The organism is Pseudolysinimonas sp., from assembly GCF_031389465.1.
In the GTDB taxonomy this organism is placed as follows: domain Bacteria; phylum Actinomycetota; class Actinomycetes; order Actinomycetales; family Microbacteriaceae; genus Pseudolysinimonas_A.
In genome coordinates this window covers 1-1,655 of record NZ_JANMSQ010000118.1, presented here as the reverse complement: position 1 = coordinate 1,655, position 1,655 = coordinate 1, and the positions used below count along the sequence as shown (strand labels likewise).

1 protein-coding gene and 1 pseudogene are annotated in these 1,655 nt (G+C 66.6%); both read right to left on the bottom strand.

What is annotated here, in order from left to right; translation table 11 throughout:
* Nucleotides 1–964, bottom strand: a 964-nt coding sequence (locus tag RMO30_RS04515; RefSeq protein ID WP_309710076.1) for a hypothetical protein, incomplete at its 3' end; no start/stop codon positions are given.
* Nucleotides 965–987: 23 nt separating this feature from the next.
* Nucleotides 988–1,655 (bottom strand): annotated as a pseudogene (locus tag RMO30_RS04510) (AAA family ATPase); the annotation flags it as partial.

The following is a 1,655-nucleotide window of genomic DNA, read 5'->3' as shown; positions in this document are numbered from 1 at the left end:
GGACGAGCCGCACCGACATGGGGTTCACGCCGAAGTCCGGGTCGACGAACGCACCCAGGATCGCCGCGAGAGCGAAGCCCGGCCACATCAGCCAGCCGGGCAGACCGGAGCGTTTGATCGGTGCGGATGCTGGTGGGGCGGATGCATCCGCTGCCTTGCGCCGGAATCGCGACGTTACCCACCGCACGATCGACTGGTAGCGCGACCCGACGACCGAGTTCAGCAACGTCGAGGGCCAGCCGACGACGAGCATGAGCATCAGCGACCCGGTGCCGATGATCGCCCACTGCACGCCCGTCGGCGCGGCCTCCTCGATCGTGCGCAACCCGCTCAACGTGCTCGGGTCATCGATCCCCGTTCCGTCGAGGTACGGCTCGGTGAGAAGCACGCTCGCGAACAGCTGCGGCCGGGAGTCGATGCCCGACGCGCTCTGAAAGTCGACACCGTCGGTCCAGGTGAACTCGTAGATGTTCGAGCCGCGGTTCGACGGTTCAGGGACGTTTTCGCCGTTGCTGAACCGGGCGTGTACGTACCCCGGCTGCGGATCGAGTGCGGCGACATCGTCGATGCTGTAGCTGCCGGGTTGGTTCTGGCCCACCTCCGTCGCGATGATCGTGATCTGGTTGCCCTGCGCGTACCCGCTGTTCTCCCACGCGCGATAGAAGTCGACGAGCTGGTCGAACGTCATATCGACGTAGAGGAACGTGTACTGGATCGACCGCGCATACCGGCCGCCCTCCAGGAGGGTCTCGTCGAACTCCCGGTCGGCGATCCTGAAAGCGCAGTCCCAGTCGCCGCCGCGCATTGGCGGCGGAACGAACCGCCGGTCGACGTCGAAGAACTCGTAGCCGCCCCCGCCGTACGGGCTGTCGGCGCAGTCCGCTTCGTCCGCATGCGCGGCGACCACAGGCATCCCGAGTATCGACACAGCCGCGAGCACGACGGCAGCCACCCAGCGTTTCACAGCGCCAAGATAGCGGTGCCGACTCAGCTCGCGCGATCCCCTACGCGCTGGCCGACGACCGCGCTGACCCCGTCTTGCCGCATCGAGACGCCGTAGAGGGCGTCGGCGATCTCCATCGTGCGCTTCTGGTGGGTGATCACGATGAGTTGGGAGTGCACCCGCAGGTCTTCCATCTCGGTGAGCAGGCGCCCCAGGTTGGCGTCATCGAGCGCCGCCTCGACCTCATCCATGATGTAGAACGGGCTCGGCCGCGCCTTGAAGATCGCGATCAGCAGGGCGACCGCGGCGAGCGACCGCTCCCCGCCCGAGAGCAGCGACAACCGCTCGATCTTCTTGCCGGCCGGCCGCACCGTCACCTCGATGCCGGTGGTGAGCATGTCGTCGGGAGTGGTGAGGTGGATGTTTCCGCTGCCGCCCGGGAACAGCACAGGGAAGACCTGGTTGAACGCGGCTTTGGTGTCTTCGAAGGCGGCGGAGAAGATGTCCTGCATCTTCTCGTCGATCTCGTCGATGATCGTGAGCAGGTCCTTGCGGGTCGCGGTGAGGTCGGCGAGCTGTTCGGTCAGGAACTTGTGCCGCTGCTCGAGCGCCGCGAACTCCTCGAGGGCGAGCGGGTTGACCCGGCCGAGCTGGGCGTACTTGCGCTCGGCGGTGGCGAGGCGCGACTCCTGCTCTTTGCGCACGTACGGGA